The organism is Paenibacillus gallinarum (assembly GCF_014836635.1).
Taxonomy (GTDB): Bacteria; Bacillota; Bacilli; order Paenibacillales; family Paenibacillaceae; genus Paenibacillus; species Paenibacillus gallinarum.
On the sequence record NZ_JACSQL010000003.1, the window covers coordinates 57,950 to 74,946 of the forward strand.

General features: G+C 44.1%; 17 protein-coding genes. 16 read left to right on the top strand and 1 reads right to left on the bottom strand.

Features of this window, described 5'->3' with window-relative positions:
• The first annotated feature begins 23 nt into the window (after positions 1-23).
• Positions 24-2,384, top strand: coding sequence for a xanthine dehydrogenase subunit D (gene pucD / locus H9647_RS09420; RefSeq protein WP_191799823.1), 2,361 nt, complete (start codon positions 24-26; stop codon positions 2,382-2,384).
• Complete coding sequence (locus tag H9647_RS09425) at positions 2,381-2,881, top strand: (2Fe-2S)-binding protein (RefSeq protein WP_191799523.1); 501 nt, start codon at positions 2,381-2,383, stop codon at positions 2,879-2,881. The genes pucD and H9647_RS09425 overlap by 4 nt, the downstream gene beginning before the upstream one ends.
• Before the next feature lie 122 nt (positions 2,882-3,003).
• Here H9647_RS09425 and H9647_RS09430 read toward each other — a convergent pair whose 3' ends face one another.
• Positions 3,004-3,204, bottom strand: coding sequence for a hypothetical protein (locus H9647_RS09430; RefSeq protein WP_191799524.1), 201 nt, complete (start codon positions 3,202-3,204; stop codon positions 3,004-3,006).
• A gap of 330 nt (positions 3,205-3,534) precedes the next feature.
• On the opposite strand from H9647_RS09430, the gene H9647_RS09435 reads away from it, so the two are divergent.
• The 14 genes from H9647_RS09435 to H9647_RS09500 all read left to right on the top strand — a co-directional run bounded on the left by H9647_RS09435 (position 3,535) and on the right by H9647_RS09500 (position 16,871).
• Positions 3,535-4,047, top strand: a complete 513-nt coding sequence (locus H9647_RS09435; RefSeq protein WP_191799525.1) for a nucleoside deaminase — start codon at positions 3,535-3,537, stop codon at positions 4,045-4,047.
• A gap of 83 nt (positions 4,048-4,130) precedes the next feature.
• Positions 4,131-5,165 (top strand): ABC transporter substrate-binding protein, encoded by a 1,035-nt coding sequence (locus tag H9647_RS09440; protein ID WP_191799526.1) that lies wholly within the window; start codon positions 4,131-4,133, stop codon positions 5,163-5,165.
• A 191-nt stretch (positions 5,166-5,356) separates the two neighbouring features.
• Positions 5,357-5,686 carry a YnfA family protein gene (locus tag H9647_RS09445; RefSeq protein ID WP_191799527.1) on the top strand — a complete coding sequence of 110 codons (330 nt, stop codon included), beginning with the start codon at positions 5,357-5,359 and terminating at the stop codon, positions 5,684-5,686.
• Positions 5,687-5,891: 205 nt separating this feature from the next.
• Positions 5,892-6,959: a LacI family DNA-binding transcriptional regulator gene (locus tag H9647_RS09450; protein WP_404822607.1), complete on the top strand. Its 1,068-nt coding sequence runs from the start codon at positions 5,892-5,894 to the stop codon at positions 6,957-6,959.
• 16 nt (positions 6,960-6,975) lie between these two features.
• The gene (locus H9647_RS09455; protein WP_191799529.1) at positions 6,976-8,154 is read left to right on the top strand and encodes a Gfo/Idh/MocA family protein; all 1,179 of its coding nucleotides are present in this window, start codon (positions 6,976-6,978) and stop codon (positions 8,152-8,154) included.
• Positions 8,151-8,873, top strand: a complete 723-nt coding sequence (locus H9647_RS09460) for a ThuA domain-containing protein (RefSeq protein ID WP_191799530.1) — start codon at positions 8,151-8,153, stop codon at positions 8,871-8,873. The genes H9647_RS09455 and H9647_RS09460 overlap by 4 nt, the downstream gene beginning before the upstream one ends.
• A gap of 34 nt (positions 8,874-8,907) precedes the next feature.
• Entirely contained in the window at positions 8,908-10,014 is a 1,107-nt protein-coding gene (locus H9647_RS09465) for a Gfo/Idh/MocA family protein (RefSeq protein ID WP_191799531.1), read from the top strand.
• 186 nt (positions 10,015-10,200) lie between these two features.
• The gene (locus H9647_RS09470; RefSeq protein WP_191799532.1) at positions 10,201-10,551 is read left to right on the top strand and encodes a hypothetical protein; all 351 of its coding nucleotides are present in this window, start codon (positions 10,201-10,203) and stop codon (positions 10,549-10,551) included.
• Between the two features lie 346 nt (positions 10,552-10,897).
• Positions 10,898-12,058 (top strand): type III polyketide synthase, encoded by a 1,161-nt coding sequence (locus H9647_RS09475; RefSeq protein ID WP_191799533.1) that lies wholly within the window; start codon positions 10,898-10,900, stop codon positions 12,056-12,058.
• Positions 12,045-12,758 (top strand): methyltransferase domain-containing protein, encoded by a 714-nt coding sequence (locus H9647_RS09480; protein WP_191799534.1) that lies wholly within the window; start codon positions 12,045-12,047, stop codon positions 12,756-12,758. Before H9647_RS09475 ends, H9647_RS09480 begins: the two co-directional genes overlap by 14 nt.
• A gap of 31 nt (positions 12,759-12,789) precedes the next feature.
• Positions 12,790-13,947, top strand: coding sequence for an NAD(P)/FAD-dependent oxidoreductase (locus tag H9647_RS09485; protein WP_191799535.1), 1,158 nt, complete (start codon positions 12,790-12,792; stop codon positions 13,945-13,947).
• Positions 13,948-14,309: 362 nt separating this feature from the next.
• Positions 14,310-15,848: a carboxylesterase/lipase family protein gene (locus H9647_RS09490; RefSeq protein ID WP_191799536.1), complete on the top strand. Its 1,539-nt coding sequence runs from the start codon at positions 14,310-14,312 to the stop codon at positions 15,846-15,848.
• 156 nt (positions 15,849-16,004) lie between these two features.
• Entirely contained in the window at positions 16,005-16,352 is a 348-nt protein-coding gene (locus tag H9647_RS09495; RefSeq protein ID WP_191799537.1) for a hypothetical protein, read from the top strand.
• Positions 16,353-16,370: 18 nt separating this feature from the next.
• A complete protein-coding gene (locus H9647_RS09500; protein ID WP_191799538.1) occupies positions 16,371-16,871 on the top strand; it encodes a hypothetical protein in 501 nt (166 codons plus the stop codon).
• Positions 16,872-16,997 lie beyond the last annotated feature (126 nt).

The following is a 16,997-nucleotide window of genomic DNA, read 5'->3' on the forward strand; positions in this document are numbered from 1 at the left end:
TCATAGAGAAAGGGATGGGGAATATGCTGCTAAACAAAGAGACCAGTGGGGGTAAGTGGCACAGACGTCCAGACGGAAGAGAAAAAGTAACGGGTACACTGCAGTATCTGACAGATAAGTCGCTATCAGGTATGCTTTACGGCCGGGTAAAACGAAGCGATTATCCGTATGCCCGAATTAGGAGTATTGATACAGCTGAAGCAGAGGCGTTACCAGGTGTTCATCAGGTACTTACTCACAAGGATGTGCCGGGACTGAATGGATTTGGCATTGCGATTCCGGATCAACCCGTATTTTGTGAGGATTTCGTAAGGTATACGGGTGATGCGATTGCCGCGGTTGCTGCGGATACGCCTGAGATTGCAGAACAGGCACTTCATCTGATTCGTGTTGAATATGAAGAGCTGTCTCCTCTAAGTTCTCCAGAGGCTGCGCTTAAAGAAGGGGCGCCTTCTTTGCATCCCGCCGGAAATATACTGCACCGAACGGAGGTAAAGCGGGGCGATGCAAAGACTGATCTTCAAAAAAGCGACTTCATTATCAAAGAAGTGTATTATACGCCGCGGCAAATGCACACTTATATGGAGACAGAAGGTGGTTTATTTGTCCCGGAAGACAGCGGTAGATTGACCGTTTATGCGCCGACACAGCACGGGTATAAAGACCGGATGCAGTTATCACGCATTCTGAATATGCCTGAAGAGTCTATTCGTGTCGTATCAAGCCCGATCGGCGGTTCCTTCGGCGGGAAGGATGAACTGAATGTTCAGCCATATGGTTCACTTTTGGCGTTGAAGACAGGACGTCCGGTTAAATTTCATAATTCCCGTAAGGAATCGGTGCGTGCCGGACTCAAGCGCCATCCAATGAAAATAGAGATGGAGACGGGTTTTACTAGAGAAGGGATGATGACTTCCCATCTTGTCCGCATTTTGTCTGATACAGGAGCTTATGCGACACTCGGAGCGCCTGTACTTAATTTTGCAACAGAGCATTCGATGGGGCCGTATCAAATTCCGAGTGTGGATGTAGAAGGGTTGTCTGTCTATACGAATAATGGCGTTTCTGGAGAATTCCGTGGATTTGGAGGCAATCAGGCGATCTTTGCGATGGAGGGACAAATGGACCGGGCCGCGGCGTTACTTGGAATAGATTCCTGGGAGATTCGGCGGCGTAATTTGCGGAGCAGCACAGATCCAGGACCGCTTGGGCAGCAGATCCTTGCCACAAATGGTCTGAGCGAAGTATGGGAAGCTGTAGATCATTCTGAACTGTGGAAGAAAAGGATTAGACAAATGGATACAAAAGGAACAGAGGCTGTCCCTTCAATTGATTTTTCATCAGAATCACTGTCTCACTCTTCAGCATCGCCTTGGATTAAAAAAGGAATAGGAGCTTCTCTTGCGATGCATGGTGCTGGCCTTGGTTACGGGATTCCAGACCCTGCCGGGGGAAGACTAAAACTGAATGCTTCAGGTAAAATCGAAGTTGCTTTTAGTTATGAAGAGTTCGGGCAAGGACTTGTGGCTACGCTGGAGATTATGTTATGCGATATTTTTCGGTGCACCCCGGCAGATATAGAGATTGTAATTGGAGATACAGACCGGGTTCCGCACGGTGGTTCAAGTACCGCATCACGGTCCACAACGATGGCTTGGATGGCTTTACAGCGGTTGAAAATCCCATTTAACGACACATTAATAGAACTCTCAGCGAAGGCAACCGGGCTACCTGCATCTGAGTTAGTTACAGGAGCGGGTGGGATTTGGCACAGAAGCAGTGATTCCGATTCAAATGAACAAGAGATGAAAGTGTTATCTTACTTGGAAATTGCGAACCTGGCGATTGAAGACGACCTCACCTTTGATACAAAGTTTCAGTATCCAACAACGCCGGATGAAGTGATGGGCGGACATTTTCTCTATACCTATGCGGCGGTAATTGCGGAAGTGGAAGTCAACACGCTGACAGGCCAGGTTAAAGTAGAAGAGATTAAACATATCGTTGCTGCGGGTCCTGTCATGAATCCAATGGGTTATATAGGCCAGATTGAGGGAGGAAGCGGGATGGCACTCGGCTTCACCTTAATGGAGGATGCGATAATGGATCATAGCATGTATGTAACGACCAATCTGGATACCTATTTAATTCCTACCTTTCAGGATATGCAGCAAAAAATCACGGTGGAAGCAATCGAGAATTTGCCTGAAAATGATCCTTTTGGACCTAGAGGGATCGGTGAGATCGGTTCTGTGGCGCTCGCTCCGGCCATTGTATCGGCGATTCACCAAGCAACGGGGATTTGGCTGAATAAATTGCCGATTAATAGAGAACGGCTTGCTGCTCCGCTGCATTTTGAATGGAAAGAAGGGGTTAATCCATGACAGGGGACACAGCATATATGAATTGGAATGCCACAATTAACGGGAAGCAGGTGAAGATGGAGGTGCCTGCGACGGAGCGGATGGTGACGATTCTGAGAGATCGTTTATTACTGACGGGTACTAAAATCTCCTGTGAAATCGGCAGATGTGGGGCTTGTATGATATTACTTGGTGGGGAACCGGTGAATTCCTGTCTACTCATGGCTTATCAATGTGCCGGGCAGGAGATTCAAACCATTGAAGGGCTTGCTCCTTCTAACGAGACGGATCTGCATCCGGTTCAGCAAGCTTTTATTGATGAAGGCGGATTTCAGTGTGGTTATTGTACACCCGGAATGATTCTATGTACGACCAAGTTACTCGAACAGCATCCTAATCCATCTACGGAGCAGATTGAAAAGGCACTTTGTGGCAATCTTTGTCGCTGTACCGGTTATAGCGGGATCATCCGTGCGGTACAGCAAGCGGCAGCTGCGTCCAGAGCTGAACATGAATAAACGAGAACAGAAAAGAGAATAGATGAAAATGATCCAAAAAGAATAAACAAGCCCCGAATCCATAAGGAGACGGGGCTTTATCGTTTATGTGAAATCCAAATGTAAATGATGATCATGATATCTTATTTTTCGATTTGTGTAGTGATCCAGAAGGTAATGAGTGTAACTGCACTCAGTGCAGAGATGAGAAAAAACACGTAGCCTACTTTCGTGCGGGTAGTAGCGTACCGATCGTAAAAGTCCGTTTTTTTACGGAAACATCCTGTCCACAGCTCGGCGACCATGCTCATGACTACCAAACTAAATGAAATGATGAATTTCACTACGAAACCACCTCACCATCTATATATGTAAATATAATCCAATATAACGCATTTAGAATGTCAAAATCAATTTATAATAAGTTATTTATATTACACTGTGTAATGTTCTTTTTTGTTGACATTATTTGTTGACATTATTTGTTGACATTATATGTTAAGTAACATAGGGGAATTATCTTATACTCATAGAAAAAGGATAACTCTTATGTCTATTTTCACAAAAAGTGTAGTGCTTCTTATTCATGATACCGAATGTGTGTTAGATTAATTGACGCAGAAAATGGATATAGCTAAAATCGAACTATAGCAGAGAGACAAGGAGCGATGAACATGGGGAGTCAAGAAAATCAGAAAGAACACCTTACTTTTTTACAAAGAGCGATTGAAATTTCACGGATGGCTCGCGAAAGCGGGAACACGCCGTTTGGTGCTTTGTTGGTTGACAAAGACGGCCACATTTTAATGGAGCAAGGCAATGTGGAGATCACAGAACATCGCTGCACAGGTCATGCAGAGACGGCTTTAATGGAAAGGGCATCGCATACATATAGTCCGGACTTTTTATGGAATTGCACCTTATATACGACGGCAGAACCTTGCGCGATGTGTGCGGGTGCCATGTATTGGGGCAATCTCGGCAGAGTGGTATATGGGATATCCGAGAAGGAACTCCTTACACTTACTGGGGATGATCCGCAGAATCCAACCTTTGATCTGCCCTGCCGAGAAATTTTCGCAAGAGGTCAGAAGAGAATTGAGGTCATTGGACCTTTTCCCGAACTTGCAGATGAGATTGCTGCCGTACATGAAGGCTTTTGGAACAGCAGTAAGGCGAAAGCCTGAATGCACATCCCTTCTTAAGAAGAATTAGACTCTTTTAAATAGAGAAGAAGGAAGAAAAATAGGGGAAGCGGAGAGTGATGGGGATGAAGAAATCAGGGGAACGCAGTAAAAAGTCGGTTAGGATTGGAGCGTTATTGATTGTTTTGAGTATAGCTTTAACTGCCTGCGGAGGAGGAGGAACCAGCTCAGAGAACCCTGATGATGCCTCAGGTACCCCAGAGCAAACAACGAAAACACCAGTGAAAGTAGTGCTCAACTGGTTTGCTAAATCGGAACACGGTGGTTTTTACGCAGCGCAAGAAGAGGGTATCTATGATGCCAAGAATCTAGATGTAACCATTGAACCTGGTGGTCCGCAGGTATCTTCTATTCAGATTGTAGCTTCTGGAAAAGCGGAGTTTGGGGTAGCGCATGCGGACCAAATTTTGCTTGCTCGTAAAGAAGGAATTCCCATTGTAGCCCTGGCTACTACGTTCCAGATTAGTCCACAAGCACTGATGTACCATGAAGAATCAGGTATTACTGATTTTGGAGATTTGAATGGACGGACGGTATTTATCCAACAAGGTCAGCCTTATTGGGAATTTCTCAAACATAAATATAAACTGGATACCGTCAAAGAAGTAGCGTATACCGGACAACACGGTAATTTTATTGAAGATCCACAGTCTGCCAGTCAATCTTTCGTTAATGGAGAGCCTTATGTTGTTGAGAAACAAGGAGTGAAAGTGAAGACGAAATTAATTGCTGATTCTGACTATAAACCGTATGCGGCCGTTATTTATACGACAGAGAAGTACCTGAAAGAAAATCCAGAAACCGTGAAAGCTTTTATTGGCGGGACGGTGGAAGGCTGGAATGATTACAAAGAAAATCATGAAAAAATCAACAAAAAAATAAATGAAGTGAACACAAACTTGTCCGAAGATGAAATCGCATTTGGTGAAGAAGCTCAGCGGGAATATGTGTATGGTTATGATGCAGAAGAACATGGAGTTGGCTACATGACGGAGGAGCGCTGGAGGGAACTGATGAAGCAACTTATAGAAATCGGTCTTCTCGATCAAGAGATGGATGTGAAGACGGTGTTCACCACGGATTATTTACCTGAACATTAGAGAGATAGACGAGGCGACAGCGTACATCATATAAATAGGAACCTTACTCATTCAAGTGGAGCAGGGTTTTTCTTATATTTGGAACATTAATGTAATAATCGGCTACCTTTTTCGTCTCGTTACCATGGCTAATTCTGCTATAATCACTAACGTTGAAACAACACCAGGCTGGCAAAAGGAGAAAGTAAGATATGATGATATCTATATTTATATTCATGATTGCAGGACTTGCGGAAATCGGAGGTGGATATTTAGTCTGGTTATGGCTTCGCGAGGGAAGACCATATTGGTATGGTATTGTGGGTAGTCTGGTTCTTGTCTTATATGGGATTATTCCAACACTGCAGCAGTTCCCTTCATTTGGGAGAGTTTACGCAGCCTATGGGGGCGTATTTGTTATTATGGCTGTACTTTGGGGCTGGGGGATTGATAAAAAGACGCCCGATGTATACGACTGGATCGGTGCATTGTTATGTCTGGCAGGTGTAGCAGTCATGTTATGGGCTCCGCGAAATGGGTAAATAGAGGAAACCTCTTTCATAGATCAGGACAATCACCATATACATAAATAGATAAATGAAATGTAGAGTTTAATCATTAGGATTAGTCATTAAGATGCTTGAAACAGTGGTGTTATAAGACACGCTTTTCCGGCATCTTTTTCACTTTTATTATTGACAGTAATGGAAAGACATGAGAAAATGTACGCGCGTACATTAAATGGAAATGAGTGGATATCTTATCGCTACACGAAAGGAAGTTGCCGAATTTGCCGGGGTGTCGGAAGCTACCGTATCCAGAGTCTTGAATGGGGTTGGTCCCATGAAAGAAGAAACTCGCTCCAAGGTACTTCATGCAGCAGAGAAACTAGGGTATGTGCCGAGTGCGCTTGCACGCAGTTTTGCAAGAAATCGAAGTGGTAATCTTGGTGTCATTCTGCCGTATATCCCCAAAGCACGCTTATTCTCAAGCTATTATTTCTCAGAAATGCTAAGTGGGATCGGTAGTGCCGTTCGTGAGCAAGGTTATGATCTGCTTCTGTTATTTCGAAGTGAGCAGGAACCGCAGGAATATGAATCTTTTTTTCTGGCTCAGAAGGTAGATGCTCTTATTATTCTGGGCTCTAGGGATGAGCCGGGTGAGCGGGAAGCCATACGCAAATTAAAAGATGCTAAACATCCTTTTCTTGTGGTGAACCAGCATTTTAAGGGAGAATCATTTCCTGAAGTTGATGTGGATCATGAGGAAGGCAGCAGGCAGGCTGTCACACACTTGATTGAGCAAGGATGCAAACATATTGGATTTTTAAATGGACCTTTAACGTATTCCAACAGTGCAGATCGTCTGTCAGGTTATCAAAAGGCTTTGGCCGAAGGAGATCTTCATCTCGATTCAAGTTATTTGTTCGAAGGTAATTTTAGCCGCCGAAGCGGATATGAGGCAGCAGAGAAAATGATGGAACTGCTTCCAAAGATGGACGGCTTGTTTGTTTCAAACGACCGTATGGCAATCGGTGTGTTACAAAAGTTCAGGGAATGGCAAATCCCTGAAGAGAAATACCCGAAAATTGTCGCATATGATGATTCGGATGCAGCTGAAATTACCGTGCCTCCGCTTAGCAGTGTAAGCGTTCCTTTTTATGAAATGGGAACGATCGCAGCTAATAAATTGCTCCAAATAGGTAATGATGCGGAGCTCTTCCGTAAATGGTTTGACGATCCGGTAAGAGAATTGTTGCAAGCTGAGCTTATTGTTCGGGCTTCTTCTAGAGGGAATACCGATGAGAATAACTAACGAGGAGGATGTAGGTATGAGTTCAGTTCGTGTTGGAATGGTAGGATATAAATTTATGGGAAAGGCGCACAGTAATGCCTACCGAAGTGTTCCTATGTTCTTCCCAAAAGTAAAAAAACCAGAGATGGCCGTCATATGCGGACGGGATGAAGCGGCTGTAAGAGAAGCGAAAGAGCAATTTGGTTGGCAGGAAAGTGTGACGGATTGGAAAGAACTCGTACAGCGTGAAGATATTGATCTTATCGATATCAATGCACCAAGCAACGCACATAAAGAGATTGCACTTGCTGCTGCAAAAGCGGGCAAACATATTTTTTGTGAAAAACCATTAGCGCTTTCACTTGCCGATTCTCGTGAGATGCAAGCTGCGGCAGAAGTAGCAGGGATTAAGCATATGATTGGTTTTAATTATCGTTTTTCACCTGCGGTACAACTTGCTAAGGATCTGATTGAAAGCGGAAGACTCGGTAAAATCTATCATTTTCGTGCGACCTTTTTGCAAGACTGGATCTTGGACCCTGAGTTTCCGCTGGTATGGCGTTTGCAAAAAGAGATCGCAGGTTCCGGTTCGCATGGGGATCTTGGCGCTCATCTCATCGATATGGCTCGTTTTTTGGTAGGGGAGTTTAAGGAAGTCGTCGGTATGAGCGAGACCTTTATCAAAGAGCGTCCAATTGCATCGGCAATGACTGGGCTTACGGCTACAAAAGGAAATGCGGATACGGAAAAAGGGCCTGTCACTGTTGATGATGCGACGCTGTTTTTAGCTAGATTTGAAAACGGTACCATTGGCAGCTTTGAGGCAACGAGGTTTGCCGCTGGTCATCGCAGCACGAACTCTTTTGAGGTGAATGGCAGTAAAGGCAGTGTCAGATTTGATTTTGAACGGATGAATGAGTTGGAAGTTTATTTTACAAGTGATGAGGAAGATGTACAAGGTTTCCGCCGGGTACTCGCAACAGATGGGGCTCACAAATACGCAGAGGCATGGTGGCCTGCAGGACATCCAATTGGGTTCGATCAGACGTTTACTCACGAGATGGTAGAGTTTATGAATGCAATCGAAGAAGATCGCCAGCCGGTTCCTAATTTTTCAGATGGAGTAGCTTGTCAGGCCGTATTAGAAGCAGTGGAGAAGTCAGTACAGGAACGTCGATGGGTTGAACTTACTGAAATGGAGGACATAAACCAATGAAAAAAGCACTAATTGTATGGGGTGGATGGAATGGTCATGAACCTGAGCTGGTATCGGCTTTATTTGATGAGTGGCTTACCGAGGCTGGTTTTGAAGTAGAACGGGCAAATACACTGGATGCTTATGCCGACGTAGAAAAACTTCGCGAACTGGATCTGATTGTACCGATGTGGACAATGGGCACGATTGAACAGAAATATGTGGAGAATGTGTCAGCCGCAGTCATTGGCGGAGTAGGTCTTGCTGGGTGTCATGGAGGAATGTGCGATTCCTTCCGAACGAATGTGGATTGGCAGTTTATGACGGGCGGGCAATGGGTAGCACATCCAGGCAATGACGGAGTCGAGTATATGGTGGAGATCAAGAACAGTTCAAGCCCACTGCTTGCAGGGATAGACAATTTTCAGGTGAAAAGTGAACAGTATTATCTTCATGTTGATCCAGCAGTAGAGGTTCTTGCTACGACCAGATTCCCGCAAGTAGAGGGGCCGCACAGTGCAAATGGTGCTGTCGATATGCCCGTAGTATGGACGAAAAGATGGGGGCAAGGCCGGGTGTTCTATAATTCGCTAGGTCATCATGCGGATATTATGGAGCAGCCTTCTGTCAGAGAGATCATGACTCGCGGTCTCTTATGGGCCGCTGAAGGAAAGACATTAGTCGATTCAAGAAATACTGCCGCGAGTGCTTATACAGGCATGGCCGATAACCAGCTGTAAAAGAATATGAACTTGGTGAAGGGAGATTTTACGCTTGGAAAAAGTGAAGGTAGGTATTATTGGCTGCGGTAAAATAAGCGGAATTTATATGGAGAATTGCAGTAAGTTTGAAATCCTGGAACTTGTCGCCTGTGCTGATCTTGATTTGGATCGAGCCAAGGAACAAGCAGCAGCGTATCAGATTCCTAGAGCGCTTACGGTTCCTGAATTGTTAGCCGACCCTGAGATTGAGCTTGTTATCAACCTGACGATTCCTGCAGTCCATGCGAGTGTGTGTTTAGAGGCGCTTGAGGCGGGGAAACATGTCTACGTGGAAAAACCGCTGGCCGTGACTCGGGAAGAAGGTAAACAAGTACTAGACCGCGCGGCTGAGCTTGGTTTACTGGTGGGGTGTGCACCAGAAACTTTCTTTGGAACAGGAATTCAGACCGCTCTGAAAACGATTGAAGAAGGACGTATTGGGACTCCAGTTAGTGCAGCTGCTTTTATGATGAGCCGTGGACATGAACATTGGCATCCCGATCCCGAATTCTATTATGCGGCAGGCGGAGGTCCGATGTTTGATATGGGACCTTATTATTTAACTGCCCTGATTCAGCTGCTTGGCCCGATTGCAAGCGTTACAGGTATGACAAGTGCCGCGCTTGAAGAACGGGAGATTACTAGTGAAAAGAAACGTGGGCAGAAGGTTAAGGTCGAAATTCCCACACATGTCACGGGTCTTATCAGATTTCAGGGTGGAGCAGTAGCGAGTATGATTACAAGTTTTGATATCTTTGGCGGAAGTACGCTTCCAAACATGGAGATTCACGGTACTAAGGGAACACTTCTCGTTCCTGACCCGAATACCTTTGGTGGTCCAGTAAAATGGAGAGGGGTGGGAGAATCAGAGTGGACGGAGGTTCCGCTTATCCCTGGATATGACCGAAATACGCGGGGAATTGGACCTGCAGATATGGCTTACGCCATTCGTAGTGGGCGCAGCCATAGAGCAAGCGGTGAACTAGCGTACCATGTACTGGAAGCGATGTGGGCATTTCATGATGCATCAAGCGAAGGCAAACATTATACGATGGAAAGTACATGCGAAAGTCCAAAACCGCTTCCTGCGGACCTTCCTTTATATACGCTTGACCAGTAATCATCCTTACACTAGCCCCTTGCGTCTGCAAAGCGGGCTTTTTTTATCTCCCTTTTATTATTAAGTACTCTTATGAAATGTAGGGCAACCGTAGAAAAACATCAGAAAACATAAAAAAGTGTTGTAAATCTTATAATACCTAGTATAATACTCGGTAAAAGAGAGCGAAGGAGATGCAGGTTGACTATGAACATACAAAATCAAACGAAGTCTTTACAAATGGATGATTATTTAGACCTCTTGAATTATGCAACCCAAATGAAGGACGAAGCATGGAGACAGTCGATTATGGAGCAAATCCGTAGTTGTGCAGCGAAATCTGTTCAGCAAGAAGAGTTGCCTGCCCGGAGCGATCTATGGGTTCGATTCGATGCACTTAATGATGAATTACTTGAACTTTTTAAACAATTAAAAGAAGAGACAGATTTGAAAGTAAAGAAAAAAGTAACAGAACAAATCTGGCAATTGAAATATGAAAGGGTCACCATTTCGAGACAGCTTGAATCGATTGTGAATGCTAAGCCTAGTTCTACCTAAATTAATATTTTTCTAAAATAAATTAACTAATCATATAGTTTATTGTTGCAAAAAAAACTACATCATCAAAAAGGGGTCCCATTGAGGGTCCCCTTTTTTTGTAAAAAGATCTTTTGTTCACTGTCAACCATTATAAAAGGAGTTCAATGTAGTAACTCTTTATTTTTTATTGATTTCAACTGATTTGTTAAGGGTACATAATTATAAAAGTGGGTTGAAATTCGTGTTAAGTCATTTTAGATAACATCATACTTATCGAAAGAGGTGAATAAAGATAGTTAATACCATAGGGTTAACGACCGAACGACCGGAAGATATCCGTTTAATTTAATAAGGAGGTAAATATATGACACAAAATTCACAATTCACTGGCATTTCTATTTTAGGCATGGGTACCGCACTGCCTTCACATTCCATCCCGCAAGCAGATATATCCGAACTGATCACCTCTTCCCTGCAGGATCGGCCCGACCTGGCTCGGTTTGCACGAAGGATATTTAGGTCATGCGGAGTAGAGATGCGCTATACATGTGAGCCGGAATTCACAAAAAAATCTTCAGCAGAGTGCAGATATTTGCCATCAAATGATTTATCTGGGGTGCCTACTACGGAAGAACGAATGAATACATATAAAAGGGAATCTGTCCCCCTTGGGCTTACGGCTGCGGAGGCAGCATTACTTGATAGCGGCGTAGATAAAAGTGAAATTACGCATCTTATTACAGTGAGCTGTACGGGACAGTTTCTTCCTGGGCTTGATGTGATGTTAATGAAAAAGCTTGGTTTATCACCACGCGTGAACCGGCTTCCATTGATTTTCCAAGGATGCGCAGCGGGTCTTAAAGCGATCCAGATGGCAAGAGATGTAGTTCATGGCTCTCCGGGATCAAAAGTCCTCGTTGTTTGTGTAGAACTGAGTAGTTTACATTTTCAGCCTGCTATGGATCGAGAGGCATTATTTGCAGCTTCTTTCTTTGGAGACGGGGCCTCTGGGTGCGTGATTGGAGAAGCTGACAGAAATCATCGTTCCTATCTCGAACTTGGAAAAGGGTACTCCGTTCTGCTACCCGATTCAACGGAAGATATGACGTGGGAAGTGGGCAATGTGGGATTTGATCTCTACCTTTCTCCACGAATTCCAAAACTATTAGGTGAATATCTTGCTCCGGAACTAGAACTATTGTTAGGAGGGGACAAGCATCCTGAATTATGGGCAATCCATCCGGGCGGGAAAGGAATTGTCGATTCTGTACAAAATGTACTTGGACTTCGTGATGATCAGACAAAATACAGTAGGGATATTCTTAAGAACGCAGGGAATCTGTCATCTGTCACGATTATGTTTGTACTTGCTGCCATGCGTCAGGATATGAGAGATCAGAATCAGGAAAAAACGAAGGGGATTGCGATGGCATTTGGTCCTGGAATTACCGCAGAACTGATGCAGTTCACTTATGTCCCTGCCTATCAAGCAGCTGAAACGGAGCCTTCCCATGTCTATCTTTAGAAATCTTTCAACAAGAGCAAAAGAAGATGAGCTTATGGATGATTTCTCCCTCGGTGGAGAAGAACTGAGCGAAGCACTCAAACATTTGCGAAGATTGAACAAGATTTTTGGAGCAGCAGGTCCTACATGTTATGGAGTGGAGAAGTTATGGACTGAGATGGGTAGACCCGGTGAGCTGACACTGCTTGATGTCGGTGCCGGATCAGGAGACGTCAATCGCAAACTTCTTAAATGGGCAGACAGCCGGGGTATTGAGATGAAGATTACCCTTGTCGATCTGACGGAAGAAGCCTGCGAAGAAGCACGGTTTTATTTTCGGGATGAAAAGCGTGTAAATGTGATTAGGGCTGATGTAAAGTCACTGCCGGAAGGATATGCAGATATCGTTACGGGTTCTCAGTTCGTACATCATTTCGAGGGACAGGAGCTCGTTGAAATCGTGAGTCACATGTTGAAGTCTTCCAGATATGGAGTGGTTATTAACGATATTCACAGGCATCCGGTACCTTACACGGCAGTATGGTTAACGACACGAATCATTTCCCGGAACAGGTATATTCGGCACGATGGTCCGCTTTCTGTCGCCAAAGGATTTACACACAAAGACTGGAGCGACCTGAAATCAAAACTAAATCATAAGACGATGACCTATTCATGGAAACCTTTATTCCGCTATGCAGTCGTCATACCTAGAGAGTGAAAACAGAAGAAGAGGGGAGGGGATTGAGAAGATGGATAACGTGATAGATGTGGTTATTATGGGAGCCGGTATTGGGGGAAGCGCGGCTGCCATTCAGCTTGCTGAAAAAGGGCATCAGGTTCTGCTCATGGATCGGCAAGCATTCCCAAGACATAAAACATGCGGCGAATTTATGTCTCCGGAGACCAAGGAGATGCTGGCTTATCTTGGAGTGAATCCACTAGAGCATGGGGTTAAACCGACAACGATGAAACAAGCCAGGATTATTTTGCCGAGTGGCAAAGAGATGGAAGCGCGTCTGCCAGGTGAGGCATGGGGCATCAGCAGGTATGAACTTGACCTTATGCTTCATAAAAAAGCGTTGGAACACGGTGTTCATATCAAGACAAAGACGATGGTTACAAATGTTCAGCAACAAGAAGATCACACTTATCTTATAGAGACAAAGCAAGGACAAACGAAGGAAACTTATCATGCTAAAGCAGTCATCGGAGCTTACGGTATTCGAAAGCCTCGAGGGGTTCCAACGGATCAGGAGGCAGAACGAAGGGATCTGGAAGTGTTCGTTGGCGTGAAGTCACACTATACAGGGATACAAGCAGCAGATGAGGTGGAACTGTATTTTTGCGATGGGGGATATGTGGGGATTTCACCTGTTAATGAGGGTGTAGTTAACATAGCCGCATTATTATCTTTTGATATGGTGCAGCGCAGCGGTAAATCGATCGAAGAGATTCTAAGCGAAGCAGCCTCTACGAATTCTCGGTTATCAGACCGGTTATCGAAGGGAACGCCAGTACAAGGTACTCAGGTATCTATATCCCCTGTAAGATTATCCGAAGAACCGGAACCCTGGTCTTTCTTTCCGCATATAGGTGATGCTATGCTCATGATTCCGCCGCTCTGTGGAGATGGAATGTCGATTGCACTTCGTTCTTCGATGATCTGTTCGATTGCTACAGACCAGTATCTAAAAGGGAAGCTGACTTATTTGGAGTGGGAGAGCAATTACACCTTGGAAGCGAATCGGGAGTTTTCCGATTTACTGCGCAGAGCCAGAAGGATACAAAAGATTGCTTTTTCGAAAGCAAATCAGATTTTTCCAATCATCGGTCAATTATTTCCGAGCCTTCCCTTTTATCTGGTGAAATCAACACGGTTGTCTGAACTTGGTGTGACTAAGTCATAAAGATTCTGCAGTCCGAAGTTTATAAAAATGCAATCTTTAAATAGCAAAAACAGCCTCCACTTCTACACTTATAGTGGGGGTTTTTGTATGACTATTTTTATGACTTTAGAGTCGTATTTATCAATTAATATTTTTACATATATCATTGTTTTAATTAGGTTAATATTCTACAATTTTACTAACATAACAAAAGTATCTCAAATGGCAAACAGTAACTTATAGAGAGGTGGGAAGGAGCAGGATTAAAAAGGATAAAGATGAAATTCGAATTTTTGAAACCGCTTTCTATCATAGACCTTGGCTGTTCATTATTAATGAATGATATTTTTAAAAAATCGGCTGCATAAAGGAGAACAATGGATATGCTTAGAAAAGTGAAGGTTGAGCAAGGATGGGTTCAAGGGTTGCCTGCGGCTGATCCACGAATTACTAGTTTTAAAGGGGTGCCCTTCGCAGCTCCACCTGTAGGAGAAAATAGGTGGCGTGCTCCTCAGCCCCTAAAAGACTGGGAAGGTGTACTCAAAGCTTATGAATTTGCGCCAATTTCAATGCAGGTGAGACAAGAGATTGACGAGAACAATATTTATACGCGGGAGTGGGCAGTGGAACCCGACATTGTCATGAATGAAGACTGCCTCTATCTCAATGTATGGACGCCTGCCAATCAGACCGATGAAAAGCTTCCAGTATATGTTTGGTATTTTGGCGGCGGGCTACAGGTAGGCCATACAGCTGAAATGGAATTCGACGGTGAACGGATAGCAAGACGTGGCATCGTGGTAGTCACCATTAACTATCGGCTAAATGTGTTTGGTTTTCTAGCACATCCGGAAATCACTTTGGAGGCACCGGAAGCACCCGCTAATTTCGGAAATCTCGATCAGCAAGCAGCTACAAGATGGGTCAAGCGCAATATAGCGGCTTTCGGCGGCGACCCTGAGAACATCACTATAGGAGGACAGTCTGCCGGCGGCGCAAGTGTGATGAGCCAACTTACCTCTCCGCAGAATGAAGGGCTCTTTCAGAGGGCGATTATTCAAAGCGGGATCTTTACTGAGCTATACCCAGGGCCTGCCATGCCGAGATTTTTGAGTCACCTGCCGGAAGCAGAGCAGGAGGGCGTGAAATTTTTTGAATATCTTGGCGTATCTTCGCTTGATGAAGCACGGGAGTTAGACTCCGTTTATCTCCGAGACAAGGCAGTGGAATACGGTAAATTTTGGGGGAGCGTCGTAGATCACACCTTTTGCGTAGGTAACTCGCTTGAATTGTTTCTTCAAAACAAGCGCCTGATGGTTCCAACCATGTTTGGTCACACGTCATCCGAGTTTTTTAGTATTCCGAATGTCGATTCACTAGAAGACTTCAAAAAGATGGCCATGCATATGTTTGGCAACGATGCTGACACCTTTTTGGAGCTTTGTAATGCTCAGTCGTCCAATATAGAAGAGATTAAGAATATAGCAGCCGTAAGCAGTATTGAATATGCAATACGTATTGCGGCGCATGCTAATACCAATATAGAATCCGGCCCCCCTATGTACTATTACAATTTTGATGCAGAAATACCAGGTTGGGATAACCCAGGTACCTTCCACTCTGTGGATCTCTGGTTTTTCTTTGAGACACTTGCTAAATGCTGGAGACCGTTTGTCGGTAAACATTACGATCTGGCTCGCCAAATGTGTAATTATTGGGCCAACTTCATCCGAACCGGAGATCCGAATGGACTCGATTCTACGGGAGAGGAATTGCCGCAATGGGAGCCATATACTTCTGAAGAACCTTATGGAATGTTGTTTGCTGATCAGTCCGAATTTTCGAAAGAACAACCAAGTGAGATCATGAGTTTTGTTGTTCAGCAATACTTCAAGAAGAATGGATTAGCCCTGCAACCCTAGGGGGATTTATGTTTAGCGTCCTAATTTCGATAATCTGTGAAGCAGTCAGAGCACCTTCAAAGAAATGTCTTACAGGCTGGATAAATGTCTGTAAGGCATTTCTTTGTCTTTATAACCTGATACAATAGGGATATGAGAAATGAAATGAGGGATACCATGAATATTGAAATAAACAAGGATCTAATTGAGGATGAACGTGGTAATTTATACCGCGCCATTCAGTTAGAGGGGAATATACTTACAGTAGTCAATGCATTTGTAGAAGCCTCTTTCCGAGAAATACTGAATTTTAACAAAAGTGAGAATGAACAGCTTGCGGCTTACGAAGGAGAGTATGTCGGAAAACAAGCGATGGATATCGTAAGACATGATTATGTTTTTGCCCTCAAAGAGATGGATGGCAGACTGTATACTTTGCAGGATGTAGAGAAGGTGTATGACGTGAACTTTATTAAGATGATTGAATTCTTTAGACCCAAAGGTATGAATTCTCATAACGATTGAGATAAGGGGGAAGCGTATATGGAACTCTTTTTCAGGGATCGCTTTTTTAGTTCAGGGACATCTGAAATTATGGATGCTTCAGGTAGTGAGCTGGGCCACATCGATTTGAAAAGTGCCTTCGGGTCTTCGCTGGATATCTATGATTCTTCACGTAATCTGATCTATTCAGGTAAATTCAGAGTGTTCTCTAATAAATGGAATGTACTTGACCCGCAAGGAGATACGATCGGGATCGTTCGATCCAGAATAAGTTTTCTAGAGAAGAAGTTTGAGTATCAGGCAGGATCGAGAGGAATATTTACGATTACCTCACCCGCATTCTCTAGAGATTTTACGATAGTGGATGAGCAAGGAGAGGTGGTAGCTGGATTTGAGAAAATCTCTGGTTTTTTCAGTTCAGGAGCCTATCGCCTGCAAAATAACTCTTCCGAAATAGACAGCTATGAACTGATCGCAGTGATTATGGGGGTTCATTCCATTCGTAAGAGACAGAGTCAGGCGGCAAATTCAGCGCCCTAAATGAACTGATATAAAAGAAAGGGACACAAGTGTGTGTCTCTTTTTCTTGTTGAGCTTTCAGCTGGGACTAAATGATTCTAAATTAAACATTACTACTGAAGTAATATTGTTAGCTGATAATATAAT

Coding starts and splice junctions, on each gene's coding strand:
- H9647_RS09500 (WP_191799538.1), top strand. CDS start 16,371: ATGGAACTCTTTTTCAGGGATCGCTTTTTTAGTTCAGGGACATCTGAA.
- H9647_RS09445 (WP_191799527.1), top strand. CDS start 5,357: ATGATGATATCTATATTTATATTCATGATTGCAGGACTTGCGGAAATC.
- H9647_RS09425 (WP_191799523.1), top strand. CDS start 2,381: ATGACAGGGGACACAGCATATATGAATTGGAATGCCACAATTAACGGG.
- pucD (WP_191799823.1), top strand. CDS start 24: ATGCTGCTAAACAAAGAGACCAGTGGGGGTAAGTGGCACAGACGTCCA.
- H9647_RS09450 (WP_404822607.1), top strand. CDS start 5,892: ATGAGTGGATATCTTATCGCTACACGAAAGGAAGTTGCCGAATTTGCC.
- H9647_RS09475 (WP_191799533.1), top strand. CDS start 10,898: ATGACACAAAATTCACAATTCACTGGCATTTCTATTTTAGGCATGGGT.
- H9647_RS09485 (WP_191799535.1), top strand. CDS start 12,790: ATGGATAACGTGATAGATGTGGTTATTATGGGAGCCGGTATTGGGGGA.
- H9647_RS09455 (WP_191799529.1), top strand. CDS start 6,976: ATGAGTTCAGTTCGTGTTGGAATGGTAGGATATAAATTTATGGGAAAG.
- H9647_RS09490 (WP_191799536.1), top strand. CDS start 14,310: ATGCTTAGAAAAGTGAAGGTTGAGCAAGGATGGGTTCAAGGGTTGCCT.
- H9647_RS09495 (WP_191799537.1), top strand. CDS start 16,005: ATGAATATTGAAATAAACAAGGATCTAATTGAGGATGAACGTGGTAAT.
- H9647_RS09460 (WP_191799530.1), top strand. CDS start 8,151: ATGAAAAAAGCACTAATTGTATGGGGTGGATGGAATGGTCATGAACCT.
- H9647_RS09480 (WP_191799534.1), top strand. CDS start 12,045: ATGTCTATCTTTAGAAATCTTTCAACAAGAGCAAAAGAAGATGAGCTT.
- H9647_RS09470 (WP_191799532.1), top strand. CDS start 10,201: ATGAACATACAAAATCAAACGAAGTCTTTACAAATGGATGATTATTTA.
- H9647_RS09440 (WP_191799526.1), top strand. CDS start 4,131: ATGAAGAAATCAGGGGAACGCAGTAAAAAGTCGGTTAGGATTGGAGCG.
- H9647_RS09435 (WP_191799525.1), top strand. CDS start 3,535: ATGGGGAGTCAAGAAAATCAGAAAGAACACCTTACTTTTTTACAAAGA.